This is a genomic window from Providencia sp. PROV150 (assembly GCF_028481025.1).
Lineage (GTDB): Bacteria > Pseudomonadota > Gammaproteobacteria > Enterobacterales > Enterobacteriaceae > Providencia > Providencia hangzhouensis.
In genome coordinates, this window is sequence record NZ_JAMPPJ010000012.1 from 17,865 (window position 1) to 43,132 (window position 25,268).

The following is a 25,268-nucleotide window of genomic DNA, read 5'->3' on the forward strand; positions in this document are numbered from 1 at the left end:
CAGTGAAGGGGTTGGATCCTTCGACAGCGATTAATCAACCCCAACTGCACTACCTGCTGGACGGCGTACATCGTTAGAGCCATAAATGAAGCCTTCACGAACTTTCCCCGAAACAGCGGAATCATTACCTGAAGATTTGGCACTAACACCAGCGCCTTCAGGGATCGCGACCATAATCAGCTCGGCGGCACCCCATGGTGTTTGTTCAACCATCTGGTAACCCATTTTATCGAGGAGCGCTAAGGTGTCTTTAGAAACGCCTCTTTGCTCATAATAAACCTCATCAGGGAGCCACTGGTGGTGAATACGCGGTGCATTAACGGCTTCTTGTGGCGGCATACCATGGTCGATAATATTTAAAGCGGTTTGCAGCGTAATTGAAATAATCCGTGAGCCTCCCGGTGAACCGAGAACTAAAAATACCTTGCCATTTTTCGTCACGATAGTCGGGCTCATGGATGATAATGGGCGTTTACCCGGTGCAATAGCGTTGCGTTCTCCTTGTACTAAGCCATATAAATTCTTCTCGCCGACTTTCGTGGTGAAATCATCCATTTCATCGTTTAAGAAGAACCCTGTCCCCGGAGGGATAACAACAGAACCGAATCGGCCATTAATCGTATAAGTCGTTGAAACCGCATTTCCTTTTTCATCTACTACAGAGTAATGTGTTGTCTCTGGTTTTTCGTGTGGCCCTATTCCCGGTTGAACTTGGGTTGATGGCGTTGCTTGGTTGGGTTTGATTTCTTTGCGTAACTCTTCTGCATAAGCTTTACTGAGTAATTTTTCGGTTGGATTATCGACAAATTCAGGGTCACCAAGGAAGGTGTTTCTATCCATGTAGGCATGGCGCATTGCTTCTGTAAGAGTATGAATATAGTCCGCAGAGTTAAAGCCCATTTCCTTGAGGTCATACCCTTCTAAGATATTAAGCGTTTGGCAGATAGTTACCCCGCCTGAACTAGGTGGTGGAGCAGAGATAAATTGATACCCTCTATAGGTACAACTGACAGGCGCTGTATCTGTAATTGTAAAATCCGCAAAATCTTTTGCTGTTAAGATACCACCATTTTTTTTCGATGCTTCTTCAACAATTTTGGGGATTTCACCTTCATAAAAAGCGGATGGGCCATTCTGGGCAATTTTTTCTAAGGTATTGGCTAAATCTGTTTGGACTAGTAAGTCTCCCGGTTGGAAGGCACTACCATCAGGCTTTAAGAAGATACGAGCCACTTCAGGGTCTTGTTTAAAACGTTCTGTCGTGGTGTCGAGAACATCGGTATCTGCACGGGTTAGAGTAAAGCCTTCTCTGGCTAATTTTATGGCAGGAGCCATCACCTGTTGGCGGCTCATTGTCCCGTATTTTTCTAAAGCATAGTCTAGGCCTTTAACGGTACCGGGTACACCTGACGCAAGATAGCCATAGAGGCTGGCATCTTTAATCAATTTACCGTCTTTATCTAAATACATATCTGCGCTAGCGGCAGCAGGGGCAGTTTCTCGAAAGTTAATGAATAAGTCTTTCCCATTGGCTAGGTGGATAGTCATAAAGCCGCCACCGCCAATATTACCGCAGCAAGGGTTAACCACGGCTTGTGCATACCCTACCGCAACAGCTGCATCAATGGCATTACCGCCTGATTTTAGAATATCAGCCCCAATTTGTGATGCTAAATGTTGGGAAGAAACGACCATGCCTTTTTTCGCTTCAACCGCAGGTTCGGAGGCGGCATATAGTTGACTGGAAACAAGTAAGGAAAGAAGTAGAACCGCAGGGCGTAATGATGTTTTTATCATTCGTATCTCCCAGTTAAGGTTAGGTGAGGTGTTTTATCGCACAAATATTTAATATGAATAATTTGTTAATTATTTGTGCTTTTAATGTATAGCACACAATAATACAAAACATTGAGTATTTGAGTTAAGAATTGTTAACTGAGTGGAATAATTGCTAGTAGGAAGAGAAAAGATAGACTAGGTTCACAAAAAGTAAAAAGCGGGCCTAATGCCCGCTTTTCTAAAACTCGCGTAACGAATTACAGTTTTGCAGAGTTTTTAGTCAGGTAGTCAGCAACGCCTTTTGGAGAAGCATTCATACCTTCTTGGCCTTTTTCCCACTGAGCTGGGCAAACATCACCGTGCTCTTCGTGGAATTGCAGTGCGTCAACCATACGCAGCATTTCGTCAATGTTACGGCCTAATGGCAGGTCATTAACGACTTGGTGACGGACAACGCCGTTTTTGTCAACGAGGAAAGAACCACGCAGTGCAACGCCTGCATCTGGGTGTTCGATACCGTAAGCTTTGATGATTTCGCGTTTGATATCAGCAACCATTGGGTATTTAACTTCACCAATACCGCCGTTATCTACTGGTGTTTTACGCCATGCGTTATGAACAAACTCAGAGTCAAAAGAAACACCAACAACTTCTACGCCACGTTTTTTGAATTCTTCGTAGCGGTGGTCGAATGCGATCAGCTCTGAAGGACAAACAAAAGTAAAGTCCATTGGCCAGAAAAAGATCACAGCTGGACGGCCGTTTAGGTGGGTTTTCAGGTTGAAGTTATCAACGATTTCACCATTACCTAAAACAGCTGCAGCAGTAAAGTCAGGGGCTTGACGTGTTACCAGAACCATAATTTACTCCTATGAGTTTGAATTAAAGTTTTTTGTCCTGTCTATTTAATCACTGATAAATAGTGTGGACATAGACTGCCAAAAGAATAGAAAAATATCTTTTGATAATAAAGACATTTAAACCGATTATTGTGATAGGTTTTGGCTATCAATCATACTGGTTTATTAAATTAATATCAATAAGATAGTTTTATTCCATTAAAGTGCAAGCTTTAATTTATTCCTTTGTGTTAATTGTGACATTTTGTACAAAAAAATGTTGCAGCGCATTAGCCATCATTTCTGGATAAAATTGAAAGAAAATATTTTCTAACGCATCATACTGTAATAAAAAATCGTCAAATGAACCACTTAGCGCTCCAAGCTTGGGGCGCCTTCTCGCCATACCATTCAGTGATTTACCAATATAATTTTTATCCGCATAGCGTATTAGCCACTGCTGAGGCCAAAGGTATTCATTTAACTCCTGAAATTTTTCAGGAGTATGACAAAGTTGAGGCTCAATTATTGTTCGGCAGTCACGTACAAAGCCCGCTAGCGATATTGATGGCTCAATAGTCGACCAGTGCAGCGACAAAAAATGATCCCAGACTAAATCCAAGGTTATGGGCGCAACACGGCGATATTCATCACGAAACAACAACTTAGCTTCTTTGACTAAAGGGTGGGTATCCGTAATGCGGTCGACGGCTCGATGCATAAAGATACCAGAGACAACTTCAGATGAATAAAGGCCCGTAGGGTTTCCGCGGACGTAGTCAGCCATGATGTTGCCGAGTAAGGAGCTGTCAGCGAGGTGGGCGAGGTGGAGGTGCGCTAGGTAATTCATCCTCCTATGATATACCCGATGCCTTTCAAATTATAGCCGTGTTAGCTGCACAAACCGACCCTAGTCACATACTGATGTATGCTCCTAGGGATCAATTTGCTTGCTGCCTTGCTCTAATTCGAAATTCATGGGGTATATTTATTTAGTAGAAAAAGAAAAAGAAAAAGAAAAAAGACGGAAGTTAATGTGTCATAAAAGTTGAGTAAAATTGAAATAATTCATTCTTTGAATGGACAAATAGCGTACAGAATTTTTTGCTAACAAAATATTTGTTAAATAATGGTGTTTTTCTGTACTATTTTACGCTTATTTCTTGCGCCAAAGTCAGCGCGGCACTAGACTAGTCGCCTGTTTTTTTAGATTGATGTCAATACAATGCGTGTTTCTGATTTTACTTTTGAATTACCTGAAGAACTGATTGCCCACTATCCGCAGGCTGAACGTAGTGCTTGCCGTTTATTAAGCCTCGATGGCGGTTCAGGGCAGCTCACGCATGGTGTTTTTACCGATATTCTAGAAAAATTGGAGCACGGTGACTTGCTAGTGTTCAATAACACTCGCGTGATCCCTGCACGGTTATTTGGGCGCAAAGTTAGCGGTGGTAAAATTGAAGTTCTGATTGAGCGTATGCTGGATGAACACCGCGTATTAGCCCATGTTAGGGCATCAAAAGCGCCAAAAGAAGGGGCTGAATTACTGTTAGGTGAAGATGAAAGCGTGAAGGCGACCATGGTCGCGCGTCATGGTGCATTGTTTGAACTGCGCTTTGATGATGAACGTGATGTATTAAGCATTCTAAACCAAATTGGTCATATGCCTCTGCCGCCTTATATTGATCGCCCTGATGAAGAGTCAGATAAAGAACTTTATCAAACCGTGTATAGTGAAAAACCAGGGGCTGTCGCAGCACCAACGGCAGGTTTACACTTTGATGAGCCGTTACTTGAAGCATTGCGCCAAAAAGGCGTAGAAATGGCGTTTGTGACATTACATGTGGGAGCCGGTACCTTTCAACCAGTACGTGTTGATACTATCGAAGATCACATTATGCATTCTGAATATGCAGAAGTGCCACAAGAGGTCGTGGATGCCGTTTTAGCCTGTAAAGCTCGAGGTAATCGCGTTATCGCTGTTGGAACAACGTCGGTTCGGTCACTAGAAAGTGCCGCAAAAGCAAGCCAAGACGCTTTAATTGCTCCATTTTTTGATGATACCCAAATCTTTATTTACCCTGGGTATGAATATCAGGTGATAGATGCACTAATCACCAACTTCCACTTACCTGAATCTACATTAATTATGTTGGTTTCTGCGTTTGCTGGATATAAAAACACCATGAATGCATACGAAGAAGCCGTTAAACAAAAATACCGTTTCTTTAGTTATGGTGATGCTATGTTTATTACCCCCAATACAAACGCTCGATTTGAGAAAATTGGTGAGTAATCAGTTTTATAAGCGGTGGCATCGGCTGCTTGCTTAGCAAATTAATATTATCGATAGCAACAGACTGTTTTTCTGCTGCTAGGAGGCAAATGTGAAATATGAATTACAAACGACTGACGGCAATGCACGCCGTGGTCGCTTAGTCTTTGAGCGCGGCGTGGTGGAAACCCCTGCATTTATGCCAGTAGGAACCTACGGTACAGTTAAGGGGATGACCCCTGAAGAAGTGAAAGAAACTGGCGCTCAAATCTTATTAGGGAATACTTTCCACCTGTGGTTACGTCCGGGTCAAGAAATCATGAAGTTACATGGTGACCTCCATGACTTTATGCAATGGCAAGGGCCAATTTTAACCGATTCAGGTGGCTTTCAGGTCTTTAGTCTTGGTGCGATGCGCAAAATTAAAGAAGAAGGTGTGCATTTTCGCAACCCTATCAACGGTGAAAAAGTTTTCCTAAGTCCTGAAAAGTCGATGGAAATTCAGTATGACCTCGGCTCAGATATTGTCATGATTTTTGACGAGTGCACGCCGTATCCAGCAGATTGGGACTATGCAAAGACATCAATGGAAATGTCGTTGCGTTGGGCTGCACGTAGCCGCCAACGCTTTGACGAACTAAACAATAAAAATGCTTTGTTCGGTATTATTCAAGGTAGTGTTTACGAAGATTTACGTGATATTTCAGTTAAGGGACTGGTGGAAATCGGCTTTGATGGGTACGCTGTAGGCGGCTTAGCCGTAGGCGAACCGAAAGAAGATATGCACCGAATTTTAGAACATGTCTGCCCGCAAATTCCAGCTGACAAACCTCGTTATTTAATGGGAGTTGGCAAACCTGAAGATTTAGTTGAAGGGGTTCGCCGTGGTATCGATATGTTCGATTGTGTGATGCCAACACGAAATGCACGAAATGGGCATTTATTTGTGACAAATGGCGTGGTAAAAATTCGTAATGCTAAGTATAAATCAGACACATCAACACTGGATGCTGATTGTGACTGTTATACTTGTCGTCATTATAGCCGTGCTTATCTGCATCACCTTGATAGATGTAATGAAATCCTTGGTGCAAGGCTCAATACCATCCATAATTTACGTTATTACCAGCGTTTGATGGCCGGTATTCGCCAAGCCATTGAAAATGGGAATTTTGAAGAGTTTGCTAAAGATTTTTACCAAAAGATTGGTAAACCCGAACCTTCATTAAATATCGAGTGAATTTAAGTGCGAAATGCCACTAATCTGTGTAGCATATCAAACTTAGCTTTTTTGTATGTAAAATTGCTTTCAATAAAACAATGAGGAAAGTTGAATGAGTTTTTTTATTTCTGAAGCAGCGGCGTCAGCAGGTGCACCAGCGCAAGGTAGTCCATACACCATGGTTATCATGCTTGTTGTTTTCGCGCTGATCTTCTATTTCATGATTTTGCGTCCACAGCAAAAACGTGCGAAAGAACACCGTAAATTGATGGAATCTATCACTAAAGGTGATGAAGTTTTAACAACTGGCGGTTTAATCGGGCGTGTAACTAAAGTGTCTGAAACCGGTTATGTGGTTCTTGAGTTGAGTGAGAACACAGAAGTAACCATCAAACGTGATTTCGTTGCTGCTGTTTTACCTAAAGGCACAATGAAAGCAATTTAATTCTGATTCTCCCGAAGGGAACTGCCGTGCTAAACCGTTATCCTTTGTGGAAGTATCTGATGTTGATCTTTGCGATCCTCATCGGTTTGCTTTATGCACTTCCAAACCTATATGGTGAGGATCCGGCTGTTCAGATCACTGGCGTGCGGGGAACCGCCGCCAATGAACAAACGCTGATCCAAGTCCAAAAATCGTTAAAAGACGATAAAATTGAGAGTAAATCTATCTCTCTAGAAAATGGGGCAATTTTAGCCCGATTCAACAACTCTGATGTTCAGTTACGTGCGCGTGAAGTGATCATGAATGCACTGGGTGACCAGTATGTTGTTGCATTAAACCTTGCACCTGCAACGCCTAAGTGGCTCGAAGCGATCGGTGGTGAACCGATGAAGCTTGGTCTTGATCTGCGTGGTGGGGTTCACTTCCTGATGGAAGTTGATATGGACACTGCATTAGGTAAATTGCAGGAACAAAACATGGATGGTTTGCGTAATGACCTGCGTCAAGAAGGCATTGCGTACTCTTCTATTCGTAAAGGCAATGATTACAGCGTGGAAGTTCGCTTCCGTAACGCGGACGATCGTAGCCAAGCTGAAAAAGCATTGTCTCGTAAATACCCAGACTTAGTCTTTAGTGATGGCAGCGATAACACCATGATTGCTGTTATGACCGACGAGCGTTTACGTGAAGCACGTAACTATGCAGTTTCTCAGAACATTACTATTATTCGCAACCGTGTAAACCAATTAGGTGTTGCGGAGCCACTCGTTCAACGCCAAGGTGCTGACCGAATTGTGGTTGAATTACCCGGTATCCAAGATACTGCTCGCGCAAAAGAAATTTTAGGTGCGACTGCGACATTAGAATTCCGTTTGGTGAATACTTCAGTCGATTCTTCCGCAGCAGAAAGTGGCCGTGTACCAGGTGATTCAGAAGTTAAATATGACCGTGAAGGCATGCCTTACGTTTTATATAAGCGTGTGATCTTAACGGGTGACCATATTACGGATTCAACCTCTGAAGCGGATGAAAATGGCCAACCACAAGTGAGTATCAGTCTTGATAGTGCTGGTGGTTCTATCATGTCTGACTTTACACGTGATAACCAAGACAAGCTGATGGCAACGCTGTTTGTTGAATACAAAGACAGTGGTAAAAAAGATGCAACTGGCCGTTCAATTTTGGTGAAAGATGAAAAGGTCATCAATGCGGCACGTATTTCTGCGCGTTTTGGTAGCAAATTCCGTATTACGGGTATTACTAACGGTACTGAAGCTCGCCAGCTTTCATTACTGTTACGTGCTGGTGCGTTGATTGCGCCAATCCAAATTGTTGAAGAACGTACCATTGGTCCAACACTGGGTATGCAAAATATCGAGCAAGGGCTAAAAGCGTGTATCGCAGGTCTGTTAGCTTCTATCCTGTTTATGATTATTTATTATCGTAAATTTGGTCTGATTGCGAGTAGTGCGCTGTTAGCAAACTTGGTGTTAATTGTTGGTGTTATGTCCTTATTACCGGGGGCAACGCTGACCATGCCAGGTATTGCGGGTATTGTATTAACCCTTGCAGTTGCAGTCGATGCTAACGTTCTTATTAACGAACGGATTAAAGAAGAGCTCAAGAACGGTCGATCTGTTCAGCAAGCGATTCATGAAGGGTATAAAGGCGCCTTCTCAAGTATTACAGACGCAAACTTAACGACACTTATCACTGCGATTATTCTATATGCAGTGGGTACTGGGTCTATTAAAGGCTTTGCGATTACGACAGCGATTGGTGTCGCAACCTCTATGTTTACAGCTATCGTCGGTACACGTGCTATCGTGAACCTGCTTTACGGCGGTAAACGTATTAACAAGCTGTCAATTTAAGGAGCACGTTGTGGCACAGGATTATACTGTTGAACAATTGAACTATGGTCGTAAAGTTTATGACTTTATGCGCTGGGACAACGTTGCCTTTAGCATTTCTATCGTATTACTGATTGCTTCTTTTGTGATTATCGGCGTCAAGGGTTTTAACTGGGGCTTAGATTTCACAGGTGGTACGGTAATTGAAATCAACTTAAGTCAGCCAGCTGATTTGGATAAAATTCGTGATAGCTTGTCTAACTCGAACCATAAAGATCCACTAATCCAAAACTTTGGTAGCAGCCGCGACATCATGATCCGTATCCCGCCTATTGAAGGCACCGCGGGTCAAGAAGTCGGCAAAGAAATTATCACGATTATCAACCAAAGTGTGGATGATAAAGCAACCGTAAAACGCATTGAATTCGTGGGGCCAAGTGTTGGGGCTGAATTGGCGCAAACAGGGGCTTTGGCTCTGTTAACTGCGTTGATTTGTATCCTAATCTATGTTGGGTTCCGTTTTGAATGGCGCTTGGCTGCGGGTGCCGTGCTATCTCTTGCGCATGACGTGGTGATTACTTTAGGTATTCTGTCTTTGTTCCATATTGAGATAGATATGACTATCGTGGCGTCATTGATGTCGGTTATCGGTTACTCGCTGAACGACAGTATCGTTGTATCAGACCGTATCCGTGAAAACTTCCGTAAAATTCGTCGTGGGACACCGTACGAAATCATGAACGTCTCTTTGACGCAAACATTGAGCCGTACCATTATGACATCAGCAACCACATTATTAGTGGTTCTGATGCTATACCTGTTCGGTGGCGCAATGTTGGAAGGCTTCTCATTGGTTATGTTAATCGGTGTAACTATCGGTACTATCTCATCTATTTACGTGGCTTCTGCACTAGCACTGAAGATGGGTATGAAGCGTGAACACTTGATGCAAGCGAAAGTCGAAAAAGAAGGTGCAGACCAAGAGTCGTTACTGCCTTAGTTCTTAAAATAGTTCGTGTGTGAGTAGGCAGCAAGTGAACGACATCCCTAGGAACCATAGTAAACTATGTGACTAGGGTATCGGAGTGCAGCTAATACTCTCACAACGCGAAATATGAAGAGCAACGAGAACACCCTAGGAGGCATCTTCTAGGGTGTTTTTTCTCGCATAGTAGGGTAAACTATCTCCCCCTAAATAGATTCAGGAAACGCTATGCACTGCCCATTCTGCTCAGCTGTAGATACGAAAGTTATTGACTCGCGTCTGGTCGGTGAAGGGTCCCAAGTCCGTAGACGCCGCCAATGCTTACTGTGCCATGAACGCTTCACAACCTTTGAAGTGGCTGAACTTGTCATGCCTAGAGTCATTAAAAGCGACGATATTCGTGAGCCTTTTGATGAAGAAAAGCTTAATCGTGGTATGCAAAAGGCATTAGAAAAACGGCCTGTAAGTTCTGATGATATTGAACAAGCTATTATTTCTATTAAATCCCAGCTTAGGGCTACCGGGGAGCGCGAAGTTCCGTCGAAATTAATTGGCAGTTTGGTCATGGATGAGCTGAAAAAGCTCGATAAAGTTGCCTATATCCGTTTTGCTTCTGTTTACCGCAGCTTTGAAGATGTGCGTGAATTTGGCGAAGAAATCGCTAAATTACAGGATTAACGCCAATGATTGAACAAGACAACATGTATATGGCTCGTGCTTTTGAGTTGGCACGAAAAGGGCGTTTTACCACATCACCTAATCCAAATGTCGGGTGTGTGATTGTGCGTGATGGTACTATTGTCGGTGAAGGGTATCATCAAAAAGCGGGGGAACCCCACGCAGAAGTCCATGCACTAAGGATGGCAGGAGATAAAGCGCAAGGGGCAACGGCTTATGTCACCCTTGAGCCTTGCAGTCATCACGGTCGTACCCCACCTTGTGCAGAGGCGCTGATCAAAGCGGGTGTAAGCCGCGTTGTTGCTGCCATGCAAGACCCAAACCCTCAAGTTGCGGGCCGTGGCCTGTATATGTTGTCGCAAGCAGGGATTGAAACGCGCAGTAATGTTTTATTAAACGATGCTGAAGCGGCAAACCGCGGCTTTTTAAAACGTATGCGTACCGGGTTTCCTTATATCCAGTTGAAACTTGCCGCTTCACTCGATGGCAAAACCGCCCTTGAATCAGGGGAAAGTAAATGGATTACCAGCTCGGCAGCTCGCAAAGATGTACAAGCTCTTCGAGCCGAGGCTAGCGCTATCTTAAGTACGAGCAGCACGGTTGTTGCTGATGACCCTTCTTTAACGGTACGTTGGAACGAGCTCCCATCAGACATCCAACAAGTTTATCCAGAAAACCAAGTGCGCCAGCCCATTCGTATTGTGTTGGATAACCACAATCGTGTGACTTCTGGTCATAAAGTCACTCAATTAGATGGTGAATGCTGGTTAGTGCGTTCAAACCCAGATGAAAATGCAGTATGGCAAGGGCAAGTTGAGCAACTCGCTGTTCCTGCTGATGAAAACGGCACCGATCTCGTTATTTTGATGATGCAATTGGCTAAACGTAATGTGAATAGCATTTGGGTTGAGGCAGGGGCAAAACTTGCAGGCTCATTGCTTAAGTTAGGTTTAGTGGATGAGCTGATTGTCTATATTGCGCCTAAATTATTAGGAAATAGCGCTCGAGGCCTGGTGGACTTCCCACCGCTTAATGCCCTTATTGATGCGCCAAAATTTGAATTTACAGAAGTGAAGCAAGTCGGGCCAGACCTACGCGTCAGGCTTCGTCCCGTATGGTAAGTGGTTTTTTTGAAAATCATACGTACGATACACGAAAGAATGTGATAAAATCCGCGCCCCGCGGGTTATAATTAATATTAGAGGAAGGCTATGAACGTAATTAAAGGTGTTGTTGCTGCTCCACAAGCGCGTGTTGCTATCGCTATCGCTCGTTTTAACAACTTTATTAATGATAGTCTGCTGGAAGGTGCTGTTGATGCGTTAGAGCGCATTGGTCAGGTTTCAAATGACAACATCACCATTGTGTGGGTTCCAGGCGCTTATGAGCTACCGTTGACCACAAAAGCATTAGTTGAAACTAATAAATATGATGCAGTAATTGCATTAGGTACCGTTATTCGTGGTGGTACAGCTCACTTTGAATATGTTGCAGGTGAATGTAGTTCCGGCCTATCTCATGTCGCGATGAACAGTGAAGTGCCAGTGACTTTTGGTGTGTTAACCACTGAAAATATCGAACAAGCCATTGAACGTGCGGGTACTAAAGCAGGTAATAAAGGTGCTGAAGCTGCACTGACAGCACTTGAAATGATTAATGTAATTAAGGCCATCAAAGGCAAATAATACACAATTAGCTCTATGTTGCCGTTTTTTCGCCACAATGGTGTAGATAACGCAATGCAACAAGTGTTTTTTGTGTACAGTTTTTAAATTTAAGGGGAATCTTGTGAAACCTGCTGCTCGTCGCCGCGCTCGTGAGTGTGCTGTACAGGCCATTTATTCATGGCAATTATCTGGCAATCCAATTGCTGAAGTGGAATATGAGTTTATTGCTGAACAGGACATGTCAGACGTTGACGTAAACTATTTTCGTGAACTGTTATCAGGTGTTGCGACCAACGCGACAAAACTTGATCAACTGATGGCGCCTTATTTATCTCGTCAGCTAGAAGAGTTAGGGCAGGTAGAAAAAGCGATTTTACGTGTCTCCATGTTTGAATTAAGTTTCCGTGAAGACGTACCTTATAAAGTTGCAATCAACGAAGGTATTGAATTAGCGAAAGTTTTTGGCGCAGAAGATAGCCATAAATTTGTTAACGGTGTATTAGACAAAGCGGCACCTGCAGTTCGTCGTAAAAAATAATAATATCAGGGTTCCCTCCTGTAGCACTACAGTAATAAATAGGTAGGCTGGGTTCCAGTCTACCTTTGTGTTTATATGCTCGCGATATTTCAATGACAGGTGAGCGAAGAATAATTGTAGCCAATTAGATACGCTGTTTAGGTTAGCAATTGTGTGCTATTTACCTATTATTGAATTATTAGGGTGTAAATTATTTGCTTCGTCTCAAACGAAAATAGATATAGCGAAAACGGAAAATCTACCATGTCATATGGCGAATTTGACCTCATCGCGCGTTATTTTAACCGTCAAACCACTAACCGACGTGATGTTAATATCGGTATTGGCGATGATTGTGCGTTGATGACCATTCCAGAAAAACAGCAACTTGCAGTAAGTACTGACACTCTCGTTTCTGGTATCCATTTCCTACCTACCATTTCACCGGCTGATCTTGCTTATAAATCATTAGCATCTAATTTAAGTGACCTTGCAGCGATGGGCGCAGACCCTGCATGGGTTTCCTTAGCCATTACATTGCCTTGTGTTGATTGCGATTGGTTGCAATCTTTCAGTGATAGCTTGTTTGAACAGCTTAATTATTATGGAATGCAATTGATTGGTGGTGACACAACTCGTGGGCCAATGAGTTTAACGTATACGGTTCATGGTTTAGTACCAAATGGTAAGGCGATGTCTCGCGCAGGAGCGCGTAATGGCGATTGGATTTATGTCACTGGTACTCTCGGTGATAGCGCGGCAGGCTTAGCTATTTTGCAAGACAAACTGAATGTTGAAAATGTAGAGCATCAAGAATGGCTAATTGCGCGCCATTTACGTCCACAGCCACGGATTTTACAAGGCCAAGCGTTGAGAAACCTGGCTTCTTCTGCAATTGATATTTCGGATGGTTTAGTTTCCGATCTTAACCATATCTTGAAAGCGAGTGGTTGTGGTGCACGGATTAATTTAGATGCATTGCCTCAATCAGAAGCGTTGAAACAAAGTTGTAGTATTGAGCAAGGGCGTTTATGGTCTTTGAGTGGTGGTGAAGATTACGAACTCTGTTTTACTGTTCCTGAAATTAATCGTGGAGCGTTAGAGATGGCATTAGCGCATACGGGGTCAGGCTTTACGTGTATCGGGCAAATTAAGCCGCAGTCTGAAGGAATTAGCTACTTTTGCAATAACCAAGAAGTTGATGTAAACCTAAAAGGTTTCGATCATTTTGTTTCGGAAGGTGCATAGAATGGCAAGTCGCCAAGAAAAAGCAGAAGCAAAAAAACGGCTGAATATGCGTAACCCTTGGCACTTATTGGCCACAGGATTTGGGAGTGGCCTTTCGCCTATTGTGCCTGGCACAATGGGCTCTCTTGCTGCGATACCTTTCTGGTTATTAATGGCAAACATGCCAATTTGGAGTGTGTGGGTACTCATTATCGTGGGTTTTTGGATTGGTTGCCTAATTTGCCAACGCACTTCCGACGACATGAAAATTCATGACCATGGCAGTATTGTTTGGGATGAATTTATTGGGATGTGGATTACGCTAATGGCGATCCCAGTTGTTGATTATGAGTGGGTCATTACCGCCTTCTTTATTTTCCGTATTTACGACATGTGGAAGCCATGGCCAATACGGTTTTTTGACCGAAAAGTCAGCGGCGGTTTTGGTATTATGATTGACGATATCATTGCGGCGATTTTTTCTTATGTCACTATTTGGTTGTTGGTTTGGTATGACATTATGCCATTCTCAACCAACTAAATACGCGTCATATTTTGCGCTGTGGCGTTGTTGGCTGCGTTCGGTTACCCGAATCACATACTTGTGTATGCTCATCGGGATAACCTCGATTGCCGCCTAGCCACAACCCAAACTATTTAGCGTATTGGTATTTATCGTATTTCAAACTAAATACGCGTCATATTTCAAATTGTAGGGGTGTTGGCTTCACTTATTCGCTCTAGTCACATACTTGTTTATGCTCCTAGGGTCCTATTCGCTTGCCGCCTACCTACAATCTGAACTATTTAGCGTATAAATACGTGTATATTTGATGTGATTGCTTATCGTGGTGACTTCTTTTACTTCTTTTACTTCTTTTTGCGCCGAATACCCATCACTGAGGTTTGTGCTAAGGTTAAACCTTTGGTTTCTGGTGCAAATAGGATAGAAACAATTAGCCCGAGCAAAGAAACACCTGCCCCCATTAACACCACCGAACTGACCCCATATTTAGTGATAAACAGCGGTAATGCCCACGTTGAAAAAATGGTTCCAATACGGCTGATTGACATAATCACCCCAACGGCGGATGCGCGAATATCTGTTGGAAACAGTTCGTTAGGGTAAAGCCATTGTAAAATACCCGGGCCGCCTGAAAAGAATGCGTAAATACCAAACATAATAATTACAAGGCAAATACCGAGGTTTGAGAATAAACCAAGTATGGCAAGAGCAAGGGTCATAATCGCAAAGCTACCAATCAATAGTGGTCGCCGGCCCATTTTATTTAACCAATACATCGCGGGTAAGCAGCCTAACATAAAGAATAAGCTGATAACCACGTTACCCAGTGCAGCATTTTTTCCTTGATCCCACCCGAGCTGACCAACAATTTGTGGGCCAAAGGTGTAAATTGCAAACATCGGGATCACTTGGCAGGTCCAAATAATGGCAGTGAATAGAACAAAAGAAAAATGGCGCTTAGTGAATAATTGGATGAAATGTGTTTTTTGTTGTTCTTCGGCTTCGAATACCACAGGCTGACCAAACAGCTTTTCCATCATTTTTTCGCATTCTTTAACGCGCCCTTTGCGGATCAGCCAAAGAGGTGATTCAGGTAAATCAAAACGACCAATCAAAATGATAATACAAGGGATCACTGAGCTACCAAGCATCCAGCGCCAGCCATCTTCCACGTCATACAACATATAACCGACGAGATTGGCACAGGTTGCACCCACATACCACATTGCCGCAATAAACCCGACAGCAAATGCGCGCTGTTTGGTATTGGAAAACTCAGTGATCATTGACGTTGCAATTGGGTAGTCCGCACCTATTACTATCCCGATTAAGAACCGCATGATAAGCAGCTCCATCGGTGTTGAGACAAACATGGTCGCCACTGAAATAGCACCAATGGCAACAATATCAATTAAAAACATTTTACGACGACCGACTTGGTCGCAAATATAGCCGAATAGAGAAGTACCGATGAATAGACCCGCTAATGTTGCAGCGCCTAATAAGCCAATCCATTCACTACTTAAGCTTAATACGGGTGTGAGTTGTTCTAAGGCAACGCCGATCAGGACTAATACATAACCATCCAGAAAAGGCCCTCCACTGCCCCAAAGCATAATCCGCCGATGAACGGAGGAAAATTGGATATCATCAAAACTTTTTGGTTTCATTATGCATCCCAGTGTCAGCGTAAATAAACGCTTGAAAACTCTCGAAGTTATTAGCTCCGAGAGTTATGCTAAATAAATCAGCCGTAACGAAATTCAATACCGAAAGTGCCGCGTGGGTATTCCCATTTTTCTAATGCACTACCTAAGCCAAGAATGCGGCAGGTTCCACATTCAAGACAACCGGCATAATCGAAACGTACTGAGCCGTCCTCTTGTTTTTTATATAATCCCGCTGGGCAAGCTTTAGTTAATGTTTCGAGCACATTCATATCTGGATGCTCTTTTATCACAATATGCGGGTTTTCTTCATCGACATTAAATTTATTAATGCCGAGTTTGACATCAACGTTGACTGGATTACTCATATTGCTCTGACTCCTTTAATTCCATCTTTGAGCAAATTCATAAAGCCCACTTTCTTCGCGTGTTGTAACATGGTCTTACGTAAAGGCACAGGCGCTTCATCTGAGATAGTGAAGAGTTTTTTGGCAATACCAACCGCCATTTCTGGGTAAGCAGAAAACATACGAGGGTTATCCAAAAACTCAGGCATTTTTTGGTACATTTTCATGTCCCGCAGTGGGCCTTCGTTGAGCAGTGTGAGGTATTGATTTAAATTTTGTTTGCTGAAATCGTCGGTTTTCATTGCGCTAAGTACGGCTTTTGCTGCCGCTTCACCGGAGGCAACAGCTAAGTCCATACCACGAATAGTAAAACCTAAATTCATACACATACCAGCCGCATCACCAGCAATTAATACCCCATCACGTACTAATTCTGACTGCATTTTTAAACCTGCTTCAGGAACAACGTGAGCGGCATATTCGACCATTTTTCCGCCTTCAATCAACGGCGCAACGGCGGGGTGTTGTTTAAAGTCTTCAAGCATTTGCGGAACAGATTTCTTAGCATCTTTGATGTGGTGTAAGCCACAGACTAAACCTAAAGAAATAGTATCTTCATTGGTATAAAGGAAGCCTCCGCCCATCAATCCATCGGTCGGTGAGCCTGCAAATAGCCAAGCAACGCCCTCGTTCTCATTTAAATTAAAGCGGTTGCACAACACATCTTTTGGTAGTTCAATTAATTCTTTAACCCCAACGGCAACATGTTCTGCATTGACGCGTTTTGTCATACCAAGTTGTTCTGCCAATAGTGAATTGACACCATCTGCTAAAATGACCACTTTAGCTTCAAGTACATCACCATCAGCTTCCACACCGACGACCTTGCCATCGCTTTCAACTAACTTATCAACTCGAATCCCTGTAATACACTGCGCACCTGCATTTTCGGCTTGTTCAACCAGCCATGGGTCCAGTTTTCCCCTAAGTACAGACCAAGAGGTTTCATCTGGGGTTTGTGCTGCAGCATTTTGAAAATCAACAGTGACAGCACCGGTTTCGGTCATAAATGACAATTTTTCGCGTGTGATCATGCGCTCAATAGGCGCTTCTTGGGTAAAGCCAGGAATAATTCGTTCTAAGCTATGGGCATACATTCGCCCACCTGTTACGTTTTTACCGCCCGCGTAGTTTCCTCTTTCGATTAGGAGAACTTGCGCACCTTCACGGGCAAGCACCAATGCAGCCACAGAGCCGGCTAGGCCTGCACCTACAATGATTGCATCAAAAATATCATCGGACATAGTTTCTCCAAAGGTCACTAAAACAGTGAGGAAAATGCCTCACTGTTATTGAGTTTATTTCGCCAGTTGTTGCGTTAAAGCAGGTAAGATTTTGAACAGATCGCCTACTATCCCGTAGTCAGCAAATTGGAAAATAGGGGCATTTTTATCTTTGTTGATAGCGACGATAGTTTGTGCGCCATTCGCACCGACCATATGTTGAATTTGCCCTGAAATGCCGACAGCGAGGTAAAGCTCTGGTTTGAGCATTAAGTTGGAAATACCCACATAGCGCTCATGTTCCATCCATTTTTCATTTTCTGCGACTGGGCGGGAACAAGCGATTTCAGCACCTATTGTGTCGGCAAGCGTTTTAGCAATAGCGATGTTTTCTTGACTACCAATACCCCGTCCTACACTGACAACTAAGCGTGCTTTATCTAGTTCAACTGAGCTACCTGCTTTTTTCTGAATCGAGGTACGTACAATAGATTGTTTTGGTTCGACCCATTGTGTAGCTTGAGCCGTGCCGTTACGTGATGCATCACTTGGGGCTGCTTCAAATGTACCAGAGGTAAGTGTTGCAATTGAAAATGCGCTATCTAGAGTCTCTTGACCGAAGGCGAGACCACCGTAAACCATATGTTTAATTGCAGGTTTTCCAGATTCGATTGTAACTGCTGTTGCATCGTTAGAGACGACTGCTTGTAGTCTAGCCCCTAAGCGTGCTGCTAGTAATTTACCTCTACGGGTATTCGGTAACAGTAATAAACCTTTATCACCATGCTGTTTGATGGTTGAAACGATAGTGTCTGCATAATCTTCAATAATACGGTCGTCGGGTTTACCTGCTAATTGAAAAACTTGGGTCGCACCAAGTTGAAAAGCTTGTGAGCTTTGCGCTTCATCTAGGGCGAAAACATTGACTTGCTCACCAAGGGTGAGAGCACCGCCGATAAGTTCAGGCAAACGGGAAGTCATGTCACTAAATACCCAAACGGTTGATAATTTGCTCATAACTCCTCCGATTAAATGATTTTTCTTAAATGTTCTGCAAATTGCGCAATTTGATCATCTCCATCACCTTCAATAATGATTCGCTGGCGAACTTTCTGTTTTGGTGCGGCGATAGATTGAGACGATAATGCGGCAACGTTATCTAAGCCAATATCTGCCATCGTCCAAGCTTGGACGGGTTTTTTAGCAGCACCTAAGATGGCTTTCATGGATGGAATAACGGGAACGTTAATATCGGAGGTAACAGCGATAATGGCTGGTAATGGAAGGGATAAGGTTTCAATTTCGTCTTCCAGTTCACGCTCTACAATCACCGTATCGGCTGTGATAGAAACAATGTTTTTCACACCATTAATGGCAGGAACTTGCAGGGTTTCACCTAATAAAATACTCACTTGTTGTGCATTGAGATCTGCGGAACCATCACCGCAAATAATTAAATCAAAGCCCACTTTCTGTGCCGCGGCACCAAGGGTAATCGCAGTTTGATGGGGCAGTGCATGCTCAAGTTGGTCATCAATAACAACAACCAGCTCATCTGGGCCACGTGATAGCACATCTTTACGTGCTTTCATATTAGTTAGTGCTTTACCACCAATACTTAACGCAATTACTTTGCTGTCTGCTTGCTGCGCTTTTATTTGGTTGGCAGTTTCAATTGCATTTAAATCATATTGACTGATTTTGGTATCGGCACGTGAAAAATCTAAAGAACCATCTGAGCTATTTACAATAATATCTTGTTCATCAGGAACAGATTTATAGCATGTAATAATATTCATTACATCTCCTAAAATAATATTAATAAATATGATCCGTTTCGGTTTCGGATTATATAATTATCATGATCTGGATATTTAAAAATAAAACCTAAGTCACCAATATTGAAAACGTTAAATTAAAGAGGATTTAAATGCTCATACTGATACCCTACTCACCAATATTATAAAAATCACCTAGTTATCAATGAAATGTTCAATATTGCTACCTGAATCACCAATACTGAAGGTATTTAATAACATTAACGTTACACAATATTTTATCTCTATGTATTTATTGATGTTTAAAGTTATTTTAAATGGAAAAAACAATAACAATTATTTATCACGAATAATATTGTGACCTTAATAACAGAATTGTTAATGGGGACTAGACATGATTTGGATAGGATTTGAATTAATACTTAATTAGGTTTATTGGGATTTAATAATAAATATAAGTTTTAAATAAATGTAAGTATGAGGTTATGTATTAGGTATTGAGAATAATATCTATTTTAAAACTTATGTATTAAATAATAAATTGGGATCGAACTATGAGCAAAGAAAATAAAAAAGGTGGAATAGAACCTAAGGTTTTTTTTCCGCCGTTGATCATTGTTGGACTATTGTGTTGGTTAACTGTCCGTGACCTTGATGCTTCAAATGAAGTTATCAACCAAGTTTTCAGCTATGTCACCAATGTGTGGGGCTGGGCATTTGAGTGGTATATGGTCGTGATGTTTGGTGGCTGGTTTTGGTTGATTTTAGGACCATACGCTAAAAAACGTCTAGGGGAAGAGAAGCCTGAATTTAGCCGAGCAAGCTGGATTTTTATGATGTTCGCATCTTGTACTTCAGCCGCTGTGCTGTTTTGGGGGTCGATTGAAATCTATTATTACGTTTCTGCACCGCCTTTTGGCTTTGAACCTTATTCAAATGAGGCTAAAAATATTGGGCTTGCATACAGCCTGTTTCACTGGGGACCACTCCCATGGGCGACCTATAGCTTCTTATCTGTCGCATTCGGTTATTTCTTCTTTGTTCGCAAAATGGATGTTATTCGTCCAAGTAGTACGCTAGTTCCTCTGGTAGGGGAAAAACGGGTAAACGGGTGGTTTGGTACGCTTGTTGATAACTTCTATCTCGTTGCGTTGATATTAGCAATGGGAACTAGTCTAGGATTAGCAACACCGTTAGTTACTGAATGTATTCAATATTTATTTGGTATTCCTCATACCTTACAACTTGATGCCATCATCATTTTCTGTTGGATCATCCTAAATGCAATTTGTGTGGCTTTCGGCCTGCAAAAAGGGGTGAAAATTGCGAGTGACGTCCGTAGCTACCTGAGTTTCTTGATGTTGGGATGGGTATTTATTGTTGGTGGCGCTAGCTTCATTGTGAACTATTTCACTGATTCTATCGGTGTCCTAATGATGTATATGCCTCGCATGCTGTTTTATACCGATGCGGTAGGTAAAAGTGGCTTCCCACAAGGCTGGACAGTGTTTTACTGGGCATGGTGGGTTATCTATGCCATTCAAATGTGTATCTTCCTCGCACGTATTTCTAAAGGCCGTACCGTCCGTGAGTTGTGTATCGGGATGGTGGCAGGCTTAACGGCGGGAACAACGTTAATTTGGACTATTTTAGGGAGTAACACACTCCAACTTGTTGACCAAAATATTATTAATGTTCCCAAACTAATTGAAGAATTCGGCGTTGCGCGCGCCATCATTGAAACATGGGCTGCCTTACCTTTGAGCACTGTAACAATTTGGGGCTTCTTCATCCTCTGCTTTATCGCCACTGTGACACTCATTAATGCCTGTTCCTACACCCTCGCTATGTCGACTTGTCGCGCAGTGAAAGATGGTGATGAGCCGCCATTGTTAGTGCGCATCGGTTGGTCTGTCTTAGTCGGTGTTATCGGCATTGTTTTGCTGGCGTTAGGCGGATTAAAACCCATTCAAACAGCGATAATTGCCGGAGGATGCCCACTTTTTTTCGTCAACATCATGGTAACGCTCTCCTTTATTAAAGATGCCAAAGTGCATTGGAAAAATGACTAATTTACTCAGAAACAACATTTAAGAGGTTATTGATATGGATTTTAGATTGAATGATGAGCAGGAGCTGTTTGTCGCAGGGATCCGTGAACTGATGGCCAGTGAAAACTGGGAAAGCTATTTCGCTGAATGTGACCGCGACAGTAAGTATCCTGAACGCTTTGTAAAAGCGTTAGCGGATATGGAAATCGATAACCTGCTGATCCCAGAAGAACATGGCGGCTTAGATGCAGGGTTTATCACCGTTGCTGCGGTATGGATGGAGCTGGGTCGCCTGGGTGCACCAACCTATGTGCTGTACCAACTACCGGGCGGTTTTAATACAGTGCTAAGAGAAGGAACTCAAGAGCAGATTGATAAAATCATGGCGTTCCGCGGTACGGGTAAACAAATGTGGAACTCGGCGATCACTGAACCAGGGGCGGGCTCTGACGTAGGTAGCCTACAAACCACTTACCAACGCCGTAATGGCAAAGTGTATTTGAACGGTAGCAAATGTTTTATCACCAGTAGTGCTTACACCCCATACATTGTGGTGATGAGCCGTGATGCGGATTCACCAGATAAACCTGTTTTCACCGAATGGTTCTTAGATATGAGCAAACCAGGAATCAAGGTGAACAAACTTGAAAAACTGGGTTTACGCATGGATAGCTGTTGTGAAATCACTTTTGATAATGTCGAACTTGATGAAAAAGACATGTTTGGCCGCGAAGGTAATGGTTTTAACCGTGTAAAAGAAGAGTTCGACCATGAACGTTTCTTAGTGGCCTTAACTAACTATGGTACTGCGATGTGTGCGTTCGAAGATGCGGCTCGTTATGCTAACCAGCGTGTTCAATTTGGTGAAGCCATTGGCCGTTTTCAGTTAATTCAAGAAAAATTTGCACATATGGCGATCAAGCTCAATTCAATGCGCAACATGTTATATGAAACTGCATGGAAGAGTGACAACGGATTGATCACCTCTGGAGATGCAGCAATGTGTAAATACTTCTGTGCAAATGCGGCATTTGAAGTCGTGGACTCTGCGATGCAAGTACTCGGTGGTGTAGGAATTGCAGGTGAGCACCGGATCGCCCGTTTTTGGCGTGATCTGCGTGTGGATCGCGTATCAGGCGGTTCAGATGAAATGCAAATACTGACATTAGGCCGTAGCGTACTAAAACAATACCGCTAATAACTGAACGTAATGGGATGGCTTTCACGAGAAGGCCAACCCTGCTTCACAGGAGATAAGAGCATGGCAGAGCATCTACCTATGCCAGAATTTGGCCCTCTAGCTGGGGTTAGAGTGGTATTTTCAGGAATTGAAATTGCTGGCCCATTTGCAGGGCAAATGTTTGCAGAATGGGGCGCTGAAGTGATCTGGATAGAAAATGTCGCTTGGGCAGACACTATTCGCGTTCAACCCAACTACCCTCAGCTGTCACGACGTAATTTACGTGCATTATCATTGAATATTTTTAAGGATGAAGGGCGTGACGCATTTTTGAAACTGATGGAAACCACGGATATCTTCATTGAAGCGAGTAAAGGCCCCGCATTTGCTCGCCGTGGTATCACGGATGAAGTACTTTGGGAACATAACCCTAAACTAGTTATTGCACACTTATCCGGTTTTGGGCAGTACGGTGACCCGCAATATACCAACCTCGCAGCTTATAACACTATTGCTCAAGCTTTCAGTGGCTATCTGATTCAAAACGGTGATAAAGACCAGCCAATGCCTGCTTTCCCGTATACCGCAGATTATTTTTCTGGCATGACTGCCACAACGGCGGCACTGGCGGCACTGTATAAAGCACGTGAAACCGGAAAAGGTGAAAGCATTGACGTTGCCATGTATGAAGTGATGTTGCGTATGGGGCAATACTTCATGATGGACTACTTTAATGGCGGCGAAATCTGTCCACGTATGACAAAAGGAAAAGACCCCTATTACGCAGGTTGTGGTCTCTATAGCTGTAAAGATGGTTATATCGTGATGGAAATTGTCGGCATCACGCAAATTCAGGAAATTTTCAAAGATATTGGGTTAGCGCATCTGTTAGGTACACCAGAAATACCGGAAGGCACACAGCTAATTCACCGTGTGGAATGCCCTTATGGGCCTTTAGTGGAAGAAAAACTCGATGAATGGCTAGGTTCACGTTCGATTGATGAAGTGCTAGCAAGACTCGCGGAATTGAATATTGCTAGCGCCAAAGTCCTTACGATTCCTGAGCTAGAAACCAATCCTCAATACATTGCACGCGAATCTATTACCAGTTGGCAAACAATGGAAGGAAAAACCTGCCGTGGTCCTAATGTCATGCCTAAATTCAAAAATAACCCCGGACAAATCTGGCGAGGCATGCCATCACACGGTATGGACACGACAGATATCTTAAAAAATATTGGATACAGCGAAACTGATATTCGGGGGTTAGTCAATAAAGGGCTAGCCAAAATAGTTGATTAATTGAATGGGTACTCAGGGCAATGATGACTATTGAGCTGAGTATTCATCAGGGAAATGATGGGTAACAATTAATGGATGTAATCGGTAAACAAAATTTGCGTCAAATGTGGGATGACTTAGCAGTCACCCACGGTAACAGTCAGGCGCTTATCTTTGAATCCTGCGATGGAAAGGTTAGCGAGTTCAGTTACTTAGAAATGAACCAGCAAATTAATCGCACCGCCAATCTCTTTTTAGCTTATGGCATTCAAAAAGGCGATAAAGTGGCTTTACATTTAGATAATTGCCCTGAATTTTTCTTTTGCTGGTTTGGCTTGGCTAAAATTGGGGCGATTATAGTCCCAATTAATGCGCGTTATAAATACAGTGAAAGTGCCTGGATCATGCAAAACTGCCAACCCAAAATGGTGGTAACTTGCTCCTCTTTCTTAGATATTTATCAACAAGTATTCGCTGATGAAGCGACCAGCTTAGAACATATTTTTTTGATTACAGAAACGCAAATTGAACCCGTAGAGCATATTTCTGACTTTTGGCTTGAGCAGTCACAACAACATACTCAGTTGACTCAGGTGGTTGAATTGCATGTCGAGGATACGGCCGAAATTTTATTTACTTCTGGGACCACCTCGAAACCTAAAGGGGTGATTATTACTCACTATAACCTCCGCTTTGCGGGTTATTACTCTTCTTGGCAAAACAGCTTACGCTCCGATGATATTTATTTAACGGTCATGCCTGCTTTTCATATTGATTGCCAATGTACGGCTTCTATGGCTGCATTTTCTGCCGGTGCTACGTTTGTTTTATTAGAGAAATACAGCGCACGCCGTTTTTGGCAACAAGTGGTGAAATACAAAGCGACTGTCGTCGAACTTATCCCAATGATGATCCGCACATTATTAAGCCAGCCGCTGGCGGATAACGAAAAAGATCATTGTTTACGAGAAGCCATGTTTTACCTCAATTTAAGTGAAGAAGAACGCGACCAGTTTATGGCCCGTTTTGGGGTGAAGCGGTTTTTAACTTCGTATGGTATGACGGAGACGATAGTTGGTTTGATTGGTGATAGGCCTGGCGATATGCGTCGTTGGCCATCTATTGGTCGCCCTGGTTTTTGTTATCAAGCTCAAATTCGGGATAGAAATAACCAACCTGTCGGAACAGGGGTTATTGGTGAGCTTTGTGTAAAAGGTGAACGTGGTAAAACCCTCTTTAAAGAGTATTACAACAGCCCTGAAGCGACAGCAAAAACCTTTGACGAAGCGGGATGGATGCATACGGGTGACTTTGCTTACCAAGACAAAGACGGCTTTTTCTATTTTGTCGATAGAAGCAGCAATATGATCAAACGCGGTGGAGAAAATGTTTCTTGCAGTGAAATCGAAAATATTATCGCCTCACACCCTGCCATTGTGGATGTGGCGGTGATCGGTGTTGCGGATGATATTCGAGATGAAGCGATTAAAGCCTTTATTGTGCTTGAAGAGGGTGAAACCTTAACTCAGGAAGAATTTTTTGCTTTTTGTGAAAAACAAATGGCGAAATTTAAGGTGCCAACGTGTGTTGAGGTACGTAAAGATTTACCGCGTAACTGTTCTGGAAAAGTATTGAAAAAATATCTGCAATAATCGACAAACTTGATTA

At 42.9% G+C, this 25,268-nt stretch carries 23 protein-coding genes; 15 read left to right on the forward strand and 8 right to left on the reverse strand.

Annotated features, from left to right (window positions below; genetic code table 11):
• Window positions 1-30 precede the first annotated feature (30 nt).
• The 3 genes from ggt to PSE83_RS09540 form a co-directional block, all read right to left on the reverse strand.
• Window positions 31-1,797, reverse strand: a complete 1,767-nt coding sequence (gene ggt / locus PSE83_RS09530; RefSeq protein ID WP_272660830.1) for a gamma-glutamyltransferase — start codon at window positions 1,795-1,797, stop codon at window positions 31-33.
• 239 nt (window positions 1,798-2,036) lie between these two features.
• On the reverse strand, window positions 2,037-2,639 hold the full coding sequence (locus tag PSE83_RS09535; RefSeq protein WP_004905550.1) for a peroxiredoxin C: 603 nt from the start codon (window positions 2,637-2,639) through the stop codon (window positions 2,037-2,039).
• A 217-nt stretch (window positions 2,640-2,856) separates the two neighbouring features.
• Entirely contained in the window at window positions 2,857-3,468 is a 612-nt protein-coding gene (locus PSE83_RS09540) for an acyl carrier protein phosphodiesterase (RefSeq protein WP_036958558.1), read from the reverse strand.
• Between the two features lie 375 nt (window positions 3,469-3,843).
• Here PSE83_RS09540 and queA point away from each other — a divergent pair, with 375 nt between their 5' ends.
• The 11 genes from queA to pgpA all read left to right on the forward strand — a co-directional run bounded on the left by queA (window position 3,844) and on the right by pgpA (window position 14,028).
• Window positions 3,844-4,914, forward strand: a complete 1,071-nt coding sequence (queA, locus tag PSE83_RS09545) for a tRNA preQ1(34) S-adenosylmethionine ribosyltransferase-isomerase QueA (RefSeq protein WP_004905546.1) — start codon at window positions 3,844-3,846, stop codon at window positions 4,912-4,914.
• 91 nt (window positions 4,915-5,005) lie between these two features.
• Window positions 5,006-6,133, forward strand: a complete 1,128-nt coding sequence (gene tgt / locus PSE83_RS09550) for a tRNA guanosine(34) transglycosylase Tgt (protein WP_004905543.1) — start codon at window positions 5,006-5,008, stop codon at window positions 6,131-6,133.
• 94 nt (window positions 6,134-6,227) lie between these two features.
• A complete protein-coding gene (yajC, locus tag PSE83_RS09555) occupies window positions 6,228-6,560 on the forward strand; it encodes a preprotein translocase subunit YajC (protein ID WP_004905542.1) in 333 nt (110 codons plus the stop codon).
• Window positions 6,561-6,586: 26 nt separating this feature from the next.
• Window positions 6,587-8,434, forward strand: a complete 1,848-nt coding sequence (gene secD / locus PSE83_RS09560; RefSeq protein WP_071585895.1) for a protein translocase subunit SecD — start codon at window positions 6,587-6,589, stop codon at window positions 8,432-8,434.
• A gap of 10 nt (window positions 8,435-8,444) precedes the next feature.
• Entirely contained in the window at window positions 8,445-9,413 is a 969-nt protein-coding gene (secF, locus tag PSE83_RS09565; RefSeq protein WP_004905538.1) for a protein translocase subunit SecF, read from the forward strand.
• A 213-nt stretch (window positions 9,414-9,626) separates the two neighbouring features.
• Window positions 9,627-10,076, forward strand: a complete 450-nt coding sequence (gene nrdR / locus PSE83_RS09570) for a transcriptional regulator NrdR (RefSeq protein WP_004914623.1) — start codon at window positions 9,627-9,629, stop codon at window positions 10,074-10,076.
• A 5-nt stretch (window positions 10,077-10,081) separates the two neighbouring features.
• A complete protein-coding gene (ribD, locus tag PSE83_RS09575) occupies window positions 10,082-11,197 on the forward strand; it encodes a bifunctional diaminohydroxyphosphoribosylaminopyrimidine deaminase/5-amino-6-(5-phosphoribosylamino)uracil reductase RibD (RefSeq protein ID WP_004905533.1) in 1,116 nt (371 codons plus the stop codon).
• A 90-nt stretch (window positions 11,198-11,287) separates the two neighbouring features.
• Window positions 11,288-11,761 carry a 6,7-dimethyl-8-ribityllumazine synthase gene (gene ribH / locus PSE83_RS09580; RefSeq protein ID WP_004905531.1) on the forward strand — a complete coding sequence of 158 codons (474 nt, stop codon included), beginning with the start codon at window positions 11,288-11,290 and terminating at the stop codon, window positions 11,759-11,761.
• 103 nt (window positions 11,762-11,864) lie between these two features.
• Window positions 11,865-12,281, forward strand: a complete 417-nt coding sequence (gene nusB, locus PSE83_RS09585) for a transcription antitermination factor NusB (RefSeq protein WP_036958557.1) — start codon at window positions 11,865-11,867, stop codon at window positions 12,279-12,281.
• Between the two features lie 243 nt (window positions 12,282-12,524).
• Window positions 12,525-13,508, forward strand: coding sequence for a thiamine-phosphate kinase (gene thiL / locus PSE83_RS09590; RefSeq protein WP_004905525.1), 984 nt, complete (start codon window positions 12,525-12,527; stop codon window positions 13,506-13,508).
• A 1-nt stretch (window position 13,509) separates the two neighbouring features.
• Window positions 13,510-14,028, forward strand: a complete 519-nt coding sequence (pgpA, locus tag PSE83_RS09595; protein ID WP_004905523.1) for a phosphatidylglycerophosphatase A — start codon at window positions 13,510-13,512, stop codon at window positions 14,026-14,028.
• A gap of 329 nt (window positions 14,029-14,357) precedes the next feature.
• Here pgpA and PSE83_RS09600 read toward each other — a convergent pair whose 3' ends face one another.
• The 5 genes from PSE83_RS09600 to fixA all read right to left on the reverse strand — a co-directional run bounded on the left by PSE83_RS09600 (window position 14,358) and on the right by fixA (window position 19,109).
• Complete coding sequence (locus tag PSE83_RS09600) at window positions 14,358-15,683, reverse strand: MFS transporter (protein WP_004905520.1); 1,326 nt, start codon at window positions 15,681-15,683, stop codon at window positions 14,358-14,360.
• A gap of 77 nt (window positions 15,684-15,760) precedes the next feature.
• Window positions 15,761-16,048 carry a ferredoxin-like protein FixX gene (gene fixX, locus PSE83_RS09605; protein ID WP_004905518.1) on the reverse strand — a complete coding sequence of 96 codons (288 nt, stop codon included), beginning with the start codon at window positions 16,046-16,048 and terminating at the stop codon, window positions 15,761-15,763.
• On the reverse strand, window positions 16,045-17,331 hold the full coding sequence (gene fixC, locus PSE83_RS09610; protein WP_004905513.1) for an FAD-dependent oxidoreductase FixC: 1,287 nt from the start codon (window positions 17,329-17,331) through the stop codon (window positions 16,045-16,047). The genes fixX and fixC overlap by 4 nt, the downstream gene beginning before the upstream one ends.
• Before the next feature lie 54 nt (window positions 17,332-17,385).
• Window positions 17,386-18,327, reverse strand: a complete 942-nt coding sequence (locus PSE83_RS09615) for an FAD-binding protein (protein ID WP_004905511.1) — start codon at window positions 18,325-18,327, stop codon at window positions 17,386-17,388.
• An 11-nt stretch (window positions 18,328-18,338) separates the two neighbouring features.
• Entirely contained in the window at window positions 18,339-19,109 is a 771-nt protein-coding gene (gene fixA, locus PSE83_RS09620) for a putative electron transfer flavoprotein FixA (RefSeq protein WP_004905507.1), read from the reverse strand.
• A 533-nt stretch (window positions 19,110-19,642) separates the two neighbouring features.
• Here fixA and caiT point away from each other — a divergent pair.
• The 4 genes from caiT to caiC all read left to right on the forward strand — a co-directional run bounded on the left by caiT (window position 19,643) and on the right by caiC (window position 25,252).
• Window positions 19,643-21,160 carry an L-carnitine/gamma-butyrobetaine antiporter gene (gene caiT / locus PSE83_RS09625; protein ID WP_004905502.1) on the forward strand — a complete coding sequence of 506 codons (1,518 nt, stop codon included), beginning with the start codon at window positions 19,643-19,645 and terminating at the stop codon, window positions 21,158-21,160.
• A 34-nt stretch (window positions 21,161-21,194) separates the two neighbouring features.
• Complete coding sequence (gene caiA, locus PSE83_RS09630; protein ID WP_004905499.1) at window positions 21,195-22,337, forward strand: crotonobetainyl-CoA dehydrogenase; 1,143 nt, start codon at window positions 21,195-21,197, stop codon at window positions 22,335-22,337.
• A gap of 63 nt (window positions 22,338-22,400) precedes the next feature.
• Window positions 22,401-23,621 carry an L-carnitine CoA-transferase gene (gene caiB / locus PSE83_RS09635; protein ID WP_036958556.1) on the forward strand — a complete coding sequence of 407 codons (1,221 nt, stop codon included), beginning with the start codon at window positions 22,401-22,403 and terminating at the stop codon, window positions 23,619-23,621.
• A 71-nt stretch (window positions 23,622-23,692) separates the two neighbouring features.
• Window positions 23,693-25,252 carry a crotonobetaine/carnitine-CoA ligase gene (gene caiC, locus PSE83_RS09640; RefSeq protein WP_172766816.1) on the forward strand — a complete coding sequence of 520 codons (1,560 nt, stop codon included), beginning with the start codon at window positions 23,693-23,695 and terminating at the stop codon, window positions 25,250-25,252.
• Window positions 25,253-25,268: the final 16 nt, after the last annotated feature.

Coding starts and splice junctions, on each gene's coding strand:
- ribH (WP_004905531.1), top strand. CDS start 11,288: ATGAACGTAATTAAAGGTGTTGTTGCTGCTCCACAAGCGCGTGTTGCT.
- caiC (WP_172766816.1), top strand. CDS start 23,693: ATGGATGTAATCGGTAAACAAAATTTGCGTCAAATGTGGGATGACTTA.
- fixX (WP_004905518.1), bottom strand. CDS start 16,048: ATGAGTAATCCAGTCAACGTTGATGTCAAACTCGGCATTAATAAATTT.
- yajC (WP_004905542.1), top strand. CDS start 6,228: ATGAGTTTTTTTATTTCTGAAGCAGCGGCGTCAGCAGGTGCACCAGCG.
- fixA (WP_004905507.1), bottom strand. CDS start 19,109: ATGAATATTATTACATGCTATAAATCTGTTCCTGATGAACAAGATATT.
- PSE83_RS09615 (WP_004905511.1), bottom strand. CDS start 18,327: ATGAGCAAATTATCAACCGTTTGGGTATTTAGTGACATGACTTCCCGT.
- PSE83_RS09540 (WP_036958558.1), bottom strand. CDS start 3,468: ATGAATTACCTAGCGCACCTCCACCTCGCCCACCTCGCTGACAGCTCC.
- pgpA (WP_004905523.1), top strand. CDS start 13,510: ATGGCAAGTCGCCAAGAAAAAGCAGAAGCAAAAAAACGGCTGAATATG.
- fixC (WP_004905513.1), bottom strand. CDS start 17,331: ATGTCCGATGATATTTTTGATGCAATCATTGTAGGTGCAGGCCTAGCC.
- caiA (WP_004905499.1), top strand. CDS start 21,195: ATGGATTTTAGATTGAATGATGAGCAGGAGCTGTTTGTCGCAGGGATC.
- thiL (WP_004905525.1), top strand. CDS start 12,525: ATGTCATATGGCGAATTTGACCTCATCGCGCGTTATTTTAACCGTCAA.
- caiB (WP_036958556.1), top strand. CDS start 22,401: ATGGCAGAGCATCTACCTATGCCAGAATTTGGCCCTCTAGCTGGGGTT.
- PSE83_RS09600 (WP_004905520.1), bottom strand. CDS start 15,683: ATGAAACCAAAAAGTTTTGATGATATCCAATTTTCCTCCGTTCATCGG.
- ribD (WP_004905533.1), top strand. CDS start 10,082: ATGATTGAACAAGACAACATGTATATGGCTCGTGCTTTTGAGTTGGCA.
- nrdR (WP_004914623.1), top strand. CDS start 9,627: ATGCACTGCCCATTCTGCTCAGCTGTAGATACGAAAGTTATTGACTCG.
- queA (WP_004905546.1), top strand. CDS start 3,844: ATGCGTGTTTCTGATTTTACTTTTGAATTACCTGAAGAACTGATTGCC.
- ggt (WP_272660830.1), bottom strand. CDS start 1,797: ATGATAAAAACATCATTACGCCCTGCGGTTCTACTTCTTTCCTTACTT.
- PSE83_RS09535 (WP_004905550.1), bottom strand. CDS start 2,639: ATGGTTCTGGTAACACGTCAAGCCCCTGACTTTACTGCTGCAGCTGTT.
- caiT (WP_004905502.1), top strand. CDS start 19,643: ATGAGCAAAGAAAATAAAAAAGGTGGAATAGAACCTAAGGTTTTTTTT.